The sequence below is a fragment of the Erwinia psidii genome (assembly GCF_003846135.1).
Classification (GTDB): Bacteria; Pseudomonadota; Gammaproteobacteria; order Enterobacterales; family Enterobacteriaceae; genus Erwinia; species Erwinia psidii.
The window spans coordinates 493,185-501,794 of the sequence record NZ_RHHM01000001.1 but is presented as its reverse complement, the minus strand read 5'-3'; the positions used below and the strand labels follow the sequence as shown (position 1 = coordinate 501,794).

Below are 8,610 nucleotides of genomic sequence, written 5' to 3'. Positions count from 1 at the left end.
CAGAAGCTAAAGCTAATGCAGAAGCTAAAGCTAATGCAGAAGCTAAAGCTAATGCAGAAGCTAAAGCTAATGCAGAAGCTAAAGCTAATGCAGAAGCTAAAGCTAATGCAGAAGCTAAAGCTAATGCAGAAGCTAAAGCTAAGGCGGAAGCTAAAGTTGAGCAAACTGCAGTAAGCGAACAACTTTCTCCTGTTCCTTACAGTAGTTATTACGTTGCAGAGAAGATAAAAGTCGAAACAGATGACAACCCTCATCAAGCATCTGACATTTCTACCACAGTAACCATCTATCAGATAGCCTCTGGGGAGAAAGAGGTTATTATTTCTGAAAAAGGTTTTCCTGTTTCTGTTGAACATATCTATCCTTGTATTGTTACCCGTGAAAAACCTTCTGTGTCGGAGATTTTACGGCAGATAGGAAGGTCATTAATGAATCCGATAACGGTTTTGGGAAGAGAAAGTCAAATAATTCATAACCATATTACCCTTCAAAAGGGTTGCCCTACGGTAAAAGATCAGAACATACTTTCTGAAGAATTAATAAAATATGATAAAGTTATTTCTTCGATATCGTCATTAATTCCCTCAGCTCTACCATTAAATATAGTTCAGGGTGTTGTAGGGCCCATGCTGATAATATTAGCTGACGATATTGACCGTAAGCCAGCAAATCTTGATTTACTTAAGGAGGCGAATTCACAACTTGTCAATTTATGCAACCTGGTCGTAAAGGCGCAGCTTGAATCGCTTAAAATAGAATTGAAGAAAGAAAAAATAATAGGAAATTTAATTCCAAAAGATATAGAAATTAAACACGGAGAGTTAGATATAATAATATATGGTAAGAAGAAAACTCTCTATGAGAAGAATGATAAGGTTTATGTAGATGGCATAGGAAAATCAGCAGTATATTATGACAGGGAAAGTGAGATCTGGAAGTATGAGGACGAGAGTTTAAATGCTCCGGAAAGAGATAATGTTCTGATGGAGCAAGATAGTGCTGAAAGATCCTATAGCGATTTTATGAGTTTTTATCAGACAGGATATGAAAATTATGAAATAAACCGGGTAAATGATGCGGCAAGATACTACTCTCTGAGAAGCAGCAATGAACAGCGTGTCGGGGTATTCATCGCGAAAGTATTAAAAAAATCAGGTATTCTTTCTTCCGATGAAGCGATAAAATTTGCCACAAATATTGACGTTCCCATTTTAAATATTGAAATGATATTACACCAGCCCCGGAGAATAATTAGTACTGAGCAATTATTAAAGGTACAAAAAGGAGAGGTATTGTCTTTTATTTCTGATGGGCAGGAGGGACAGGATGGACACGTTGCTCATTATTTGGTTTCATTAGGCAATGGGCGATTTGTTGGGGTGAAGAACTCTATCTTAACGGGTGATGTGAATAGTGAACCGCGTTTCTTTACTGCGGAGCAGTTGGGTGAAATGAAAAATAATTTATTAACACCTTTCCATAACCCAAAAAATAAATTTCAACTCTATTGTGGATATCCTGAAAATAGCCAGCACTCATATCTTTTTACGCTCAAAGAAAATGCTGATAAATTAGCCGAAAGTGGAATTGGTCTTGATATTTCGAGGAAAATTTCCACTGTGTTAAGAAATTCTGGTGAACTATCACACGAGCAAGCCGAGGCTTTTTTTCAAAAAGCGAGTATTATTCTTTCAGGGAAGTCTGCGAATTTATCTGTTTCTTCTTTCACTGATACACTAAGATATGTCACTCCTGCTGAATTTAAGAACGTTGAGGCTGGTAATTTAATTATCATTCAAAATAAATCGGGGGGGGTCGTAAGTATGGCATTAAGTCTGGGTGACGGGGAGTTTCTTTCGGATAATAGAGGTAGAGTAATGTCATCGTCTAAAAATCATGATGTCCTTTCCGCGGAGAAATTGGCAGAGTTATTTTTACCAGAACAATATATTTTTATAGAGAGTGATATTAGCAGAACGAAATTACGTCTGGGATCGCTTTTAGGAAAAGATGCCAGTTTCTATTTTTCAGCTCACTCCGGGGAATTGACTGTCAGAGCTCATGGCGCGCCTGGAAACGTTAATATGTTGAATCCATTTGAACTGGCGGATGTAATACGTGGTTTACTGATAAGTAAAGGGATAGATATCCGTAATATCAGGACGATTAATCTTGAATCTTGTTTTGGCGCTATGGGGCTGCCTTCAATGGGGAAAGCATTGGCAGCATTGCTTGATAAAAGAGTTGTAGCCTATCCTTACAGGTTCAGTGTCAGTGGTAGAGATAATCCCTCCAGCTGGCGTGTGGCTGCGACGACTTACGAACCAGCACTACTTGCAACTGACAGGGAGAGTATTAAAGCCCAGTGCAGGAGAAATTATCGACTGATGAACACGTTGGGTACCATGTATGGATATTTGACACGGAGGCGTTTCGCTCGCTCAGATATGCCGTTTGAAACGATACTCACCAATGTTGCCAGGTTTGTGTTGCATCAGCTTTCAGTAGAGGAATTCATTAAGTTACAACCTGAATATGATGCGGACCTGGGAAATACACTGAGCCTCATTCAAACGTCGCAATTACCTGACACTCCTTATGATTTTGCTGAGCGCTGCTTAGACATATTGTCTTTGACTGAGAGCACATACGCACAGCTCAATGCCAGCATTTTGTACGAAAATACGTAAATTTTCTGCATAATATTTTATAATCTGCGAAGTACCTTCAGATCCTGTTGGTGCTTCGCTATTTTTATCAGAACCAAACGACCTTTCTGGCGATGGAACTATTTTTTCGAGGTATATTGCCGTTTTATTTTTGCTGTTTCATATGCTGACCCATGTTTCTTTTTTAAACCAGCGACACGATAGAATTTATGCGTCTCCTAAAGGAGACATCTAATTTGTTGATTTTTTAATTCTTTCTGAAGTTCATGTTAAGACTGTTGCATGTCGGCGACGGTCTTATTTGACGGCCTGGTGAAAATAATTTCTCAGTTTGATCCTGTTATATTATTTTTATCAATTAAATCAAATAAATAAAAATAATCTTCACGTGTGGCACGACTGTTGCTAGAATTAGCGCAGTGGCTCATTCACCTGGTTAAGACAGCCCTGCGAAAGCGGTCAAGCGCTTCTTAATAACCCGAATGACGCACAAAACGGTGCCTGCCGTCCAAAAAAACCGATAACAGACCTTCAGTGGCTTTATCAAGCATCGGACGTAACGTTGAGCCAGGCACCACCTCATTTACTGTAATGATTTGTCTCGTTACAGCAGAATGGCAGACTCCGCGAATCTGCCATTTTTCGTTTTAACGCCAGCACTTTCTTCCCAGGATGTACTCCGTTAGCATGACGAAAGAGTGTTGAGGAGAGTGTTGATTGAAAACATGGCGTATCTTCCCCCGTTCCCTGCGTCAGCTGGTGCTGATGGCGTTTCTGCTGGTGTTATTGCCGCTGCTGGTGTTGGCCTGGCAGGCGTGGGAAAGCCTGTCGGCGTTGAGCGATCGCGCGGCCGATACCAACCGGACGACCCTGACTCACGTTCGTCGCAGTGAGGTGATGGCCCGTACCGCACTGGAACTGGAGCGTAGCTACCGTCAGTATTGCGTGCTTGATGACCCCATGCTGGCCAGCCTTTATCAGACTCAGCGCAACAAATATTCCCAGTTGCTGGATGCCCAGGCTTCAGTGCTACCGGACTCCCATATTTATGATTCATTGCGTCAGTCACTAATGCAGTTGAATAAAATGACCTGTGACAACAACAATCCGGTTAAAGCGGCTTCTGACACGCTGGAAACATTTTCTGCCGCAAATACTCAGCTGGTAGAGTCCACGCGCGAGGTGGTTTTTTCCCGAGGGCTTCAGTTACAGCGTGAAATCGCTGAACGTGGTCAGTATTTTGGCTGGCAGGCCCTGATACTCTTTCTGCTCAGCCTTGGGCTGGTTTTATTGTTCACCCGGATGATCATTGGCCCGGTTAAGGCGGTTGAAAGGATGATCAACCGTCTGGGAGAAGGACGGCCACTGAGCCACAGCCTCTCTTTTAAAGGACCCCGTGAACTGCGGTCACTGGGACAGCGCATCCTCTGGCTCAGTGAACGCCTTGCCTGGCTGGAATCGCAGCGTCATGAGTTTTTACGTCATATCTCCCATGAGCTAAAAACCCCACTGGCAAGTATGCGTGAAGGAACCGCCCTGCTGGCTGATGAGATAGCCGGCCCACTGACCGTCGATCAGCAGGAGGTGGTGAGCATTCTGGATGAAAGCAGTCGCCACCTGCAACGGCTCATTGAGCAACTTCTGGACTATAACCGTAAACTGTCGGAGTCACAGATCGCGCTGGAGCCTGTGCAACTGGCCCCGCTGGTGGAGGGGATCGTCAGTACGCACCACCTGACGGCAAGATCGAAAAAGATGCATACTGACATTGCGCTGTCGGCCAGCGTCTGTCTGGCAGAGGTGGGTTTGCTTACCCGTGCCATCGATAATCTTTATTCAAACGCCATACATTACGGTGCTGAATCAGGTACCATCTGGATCCGCAGTGAACAGCAGGGCCGCAAGATGGTTATCGACGTGGCCAACACCGGAACGTCGGTGCCGGTCGCCGAACAGGCAATGATTTTTGAACCTTTTTTTCAGGGAAGTCAGCAGCGTAAAGGTGCCGTGAAAGGCAGCGGGCTTGGGCTTAGCATCGCCAGAGACTGCGTACATCGTTTGCAGGGCGATCTTCAACTGGTCAGCAGTGACGGGGCGGATGTCTGCTTCAGAATTGAACTCAACACCATTATCGCCGGGAATGAATAACCATGACATCACACTCCTTTTTTGCCGCCGCGAAGGGTATTAATCGTGTTGGACAATTTATGGTGGTTACTTTGCTTCCCGCCTTTCTGGTTGCATGTCACGGCACTGCCCCTCCCGTGGCGGACAAACTGGGGATGCTGGTTGCGCCAGAGAGTAAAGTTGTCGATTACCAACAGGTACCGTGCGATCGCCTCTGGCAGGCTGTTGATGATAAAATTGATGAAAATCCGCTCTACTGGCTGCGGGCGATGGACTGTGCTGTCAGGTTTTCGCCGGCACAGGCGCGTGCAGAGGCGCGACGCTGGCCGCAGGATGACTGGCACAGCGCCTTTAAACAGGGGGTACTGCTGGCGAATGGCAACGTTACGCCCCAGGAACGTCGTGCATATCTGCAACGGCTGGATACTTTCAGCCAGTATTATCCCGCGCCTGTCCGGCCGCTGATGCAGCTGTGGTGGGGTGAACAGATGGGGCAACTACAGCTTTCCGAAGAACGGATGCGTTATTCTCATCTGCAACAGGCCAGCGATGCACAGCTGGATGCGCTGCGACAGCAGCAGCTCAGTCTGGGTAAAGAACTGACGCTAACCCGCCGTAAACTGGAAAGGCTGACCGATATTGAACGTCAGCTTTCGTCACGCCGTTCTCCTGATGGCGCTGATAACGGCCACAGTGAGAAAAGCGACGGGGCAGACAGTGCTTTACCACCAGGCACCACAAAGGATACCCGTCAGCCATGATAAAAAAATCGGCCACGCTGCTGTTGGTCGACGACGATCCCAGCCTGCTCAAGTTACTGGGGATGCGTCTGAGCAGCGAGGGTTTTCGTGTACTTACCGCAGAAAGTGGGCCGGAAGCATTGCGCATCCTGCCGCGTGAGACTGTCGATCTGGTGATAAGCGATCTGCGCATGGATGAAATGGACGGTCTGGCATTGTTCAGTGAGATCCAGAAAATCCAGCCCGGTATGCCGGTGATTATCCTGACCGCCCACGGGTCGATTCCTGAAGCAGTATCGGCAACGCAGCAGGGGGTGTTCAGCTTCCTGACCAAGCCGGTGGATCGTGATGCGCTTTACGGCGCTATCGATCAGGCACTGGCGCAACGGGCACCCGCCAGTGATGACGCGTGGCGTGAAAATATCGTTACCCGTAGTCCGCAAATGTTACGCATGTTGGAACAGGCCAGGATGGTTGCCCAGTCAGATGTCAGCGTGCTGATTAATGGCCAGAGCGGTACCGGAAAAGAGATCCTTGCTCAGGCCATCCACGCCGCCAGTCCGCGAGCAGGCAATACCTTTATTGCCATCAATTGTGGCGCGCTGCCGGAACAGCTACTGGAGTCTGAACTTTTTGGCCATGCGAAAGGCGCCTTTACCGGTGCGGTCAGCAGCCGCGAAGGGCTGTTTCAGGCGGCGGAAGGTGGAACGCTGTTTCTTGATGAAATTGGCGATATGCCACCCGCGCTTCAGGTGAAGCTGCTGCGTGTGCTACAGGAACGTAAGGTTCGTCCGCTGGGCAGCAACCGCGATCTGGATATCAATGTGCGTATTATCTCGGCCACCCACCGCGATCTGCCCAAAGCGATGGAGAAGAAAGAGTTTCGTGAAGATTTGTTCTATCGTCTTAATGTGGTCAACCTGAAGATCCCGGCGCTGCACGAGCGAGCAGAAGATATTCCGCTACTGGCAAACTATCTGTTAAAACAGTCAGCAGAACGACACAAGCCGTTTGTGCGCAGCTTTTCCACCGAGGCGATGAAACGGCTGGTGGCGGCAAGCTGGCCGGGTAATGTACGGCAGCTGGTCAATGTTATCGAGCAGTGTGTGGCGCTCTCTTCTGCGGCAGTGATTGGTGAAGCGTTAGTTGAGCAGGCGCTGGCGGGTGAAAATACCGCGCTGCCTACTTTTGCCGAGGCCAGAAATCAGTTTGAGCTGAATTACTTACGCAAGCTGTTGCAGATGACCAAAGGCAACGTCACACATGCCGCACGACTTGCCGGACGTAACCGCACTGAATTTTACAAGCTGTTGTCGCGTCATGAACTGGATGCGTCTGATTTTAAAGGGTAGTTTTTCATGCCGCCAGGCCAATGATGTATGCCAGTTTCAGCGTCCTGAAAAATAAGATAAACCGCGCTGCGGGACCGTTTCTCTGCATTTATACTGTCAAAATTACCTTCCGGCTGCGGGAGGGGTAAAAAGGGTATGCCATGAAAAAGATTGATGCAATTATCAAACCGTTCAAACTCGATGATGTGCGTGAAGCGCTGGCGGAGGTCGGGATCACCGGGATGACCGTCACCGAAGTAAAAGGATTCGGCCGCCAGAAGGGGCATACAGAGCTGTATCGTGGTGCAGAATATATGGTCGATTTTCTGCCGAAGGTGAAGATAGAACTGGTTATTGCTGATGATATTGTCGATACCTGTGTGGACACGATTATTCGTACAGCCCAGACGGGTAAAATTGGTGACGGTAAAATCTTCGTCTTTGATGTGGCGCGAGTGGTACGTATCCGCACCGGCGAAGAAGACGAAGAAGCAATTTAATCCTGGGTGTGTAACGGGAAAAGAAAAGGGCGGCTGTCTTTGGGATGCCGCCCTTTATTATGGGTCAAATCACGGTGTGTGGGCCAAAAATTTCATAATGGATGCATGGCATGCCGATCCCAACCCTCTGTAGCTGCTGTACCACATGTTGCATAAAACCTACCGGACCACAGAGATAAAAATGCATACCGGGTTCGCTAAGTTCATGCCTGAGTGGCAACAGATCCATCAGGCCTGCACTGTCGTAGTGGCCTTTGTCCAGCGCTGATGGCGCTTTATAACACAAATGCGATGAAAACTTAGCCAGCGTGGCGCCTTTTTCCAGCACTTCGTCGCGAAACGCGTGGCGTCTGGCGTTATCCGCAGCGTGAAACCAGCGCACCTGCGCCGGATGCTTTTCACGCGCGAGTACATCCAGCATCGACAACATGGGAGCCTGTCCGGCCCCTGCCGAAATTAGCGTCACGGGGGTGTCGCTGTTTACGTTGAGGAAAAAGTCTCCTGCCGGTGGGGTAAGATGCAACTCATCACCGGTTTTTGCCTGCTGATGCAACCAGCCTGAAACTTTTCCACCTGACTCATGGCGCACCGCAATACGATAATCCCGGCCATTGGGTGCCTGGGTCAGGGAATATTGACGGATTTGCTGATCGCATCCCCTGCGTAGCCAGACTCCCAGGTACTGGCCCGCGCGATAATCTGCAACGGCCAGCCCATCGGTGGGTGTCAGAATAAAACTTTTGATCGTTTCACTTTGCACGTCGATCCTGCTGATGTGGAAGTGTCGCAGACCTCTCCAGCCACCGGGTTTGCTCTGATTTTCACGATAGATTTCCTCTTCCCGCTCAATAAATACGCCAGCCAGCAGCCCGTAAGCTTTAGCCCATGCGGTAAGGACTTCCGCTCCGGGACTGAGGTCCTCATCAATTGTTGCAAGCAAATGCTTACCAACAATCTGATATTGATCCGCCTGGATGGCAAAGCTGGTGTGCTTTTGGGCAATTTTCTCGATGGCTGGCAGAATAACGGGCAGGTTTTCAATATGAGTGGCATAAGCGCAAATAGCATTAAAAAGCGCTTCGCGCTGGTGGCCGTTACGCTGGTTGCTCATATTGAAAATGTTTTTCAGCTCTGGGTTGTGAGCAAACATGCGGTCATAAAAATGCGCGGTAAGACTGGGGCCGGTAGCGAGCAAAGCAGGAATGGTGCTTTTGATGGTAGCAATAGTTTGGGGATCTAACAT

Annotated in this window: 6 protein-coding genes; 5 read left to right on the top strand and 1 reads right to left on the bottom strand. The window is 48.0% G+C overall.

Features of this window, described 5'->3' with window-relative positions; all coding sequences use genetic code 11:
- The 5 genes from EB241_RS21025 to glnB all read left to right on the top strand — a co-directional run.
- Positions 1–2,690, top strand: a 2,690-nt coding sequence (locus EB241_RS21025) for a hypothetical protein (RefSeq protein ID WP_199737287.1), incomplete at its 5' end; no start/stop codon positions are given.
- Between the two features lie 696 nt (positions 2,691–3,386).
- Positions 3,387–4,817: a sensor histidine kinase gene (locus EB241_RS02140; protein WP_124231565.1), complete on the top strand. Its 1,431-nt coding sequence runs from the start codon at positions 3,387–3,389 to the stop codon at positions 4,815–4,817.
- Between the two features lie 2 nt (positions 4,818–4,819).
- On the top strand, positions 4,820–5,557 hold the full coding sequence (qseG, locus tag EB241_RS02135) for a two-component system QseEF-associated lipoprotein QseG (protein WP_124231564.1): 738 nt from the start codon (positions 4,820–4,822) through the stop codon (positions 5,555–5,557).
- Positions 5,554–6,888, top strand: coding sequence for a two-component system response regulator GlrR (gene glrR / locus EB241_RS02130; RefSeq protein WP_124231563.1), 1,335 nt, complete (start codon positions 5,554–5,556; stop codon positions 6,886–6,888). Before qseG ends, glrR begins: the two co-directional genes overlap by 4 nt.
- A gap of 140 nt (positions 6,889–7,028) precedes the next feature.
- Positions 7,029–7,367: a nitrogen regulatory protein P-II gene (gene glnB / locus EB241_RS02125; protein WP_124231562.1), complete on the top strand. Its 339-nt coding sequence runs from the start codon at positions 7,029–7,031 to the stop codon at positions 7,365–7,367.
- Positions 7,368–7,431: 64 nt separating this feature from the next.
- Here the strand turns inward: glnB and hmpA are convergent, their stop codons facing one another.
- Positions 7,432–8,610: an NO-inducible flavohemoprotein gene (hmpA, locus tag EB241_RS02120; RefSeq protein WP_124231561.1), complete on the bottom strand. Its 1,179-nt coding sequence runs from the start codon at positions 8,608–8,610 to the stop codon at positions 7,432–7,434.

Coding starts and splice junctions, on each gene's coding strand:
- qseG (WP_124231564.1), top strand. CDS start 4,820: ATGACATCACACTCCTTTTTTGCCGCCGCGAAGGGTATTAATCGTGTT.
- glrR (WP_124231563.1), top strand. CDS start 5,554: ATGATAAAAAAATCGGCCACGCTGCTGTTGGTCGACGACGATCCCAGC.
- glnB (WP_124231562.1), top strand. CDS start 7,029: ATGAAAAAGATTGATGCAATTATCAAACCGTTCAAACTCGATGATGTG.
- hmpA (WP_124231561.1), bottom strand. CDS start 8,610: ATGTTAGATCCCCAAACTATTGCTACCATCAAAAGCACCATTCCTGCT.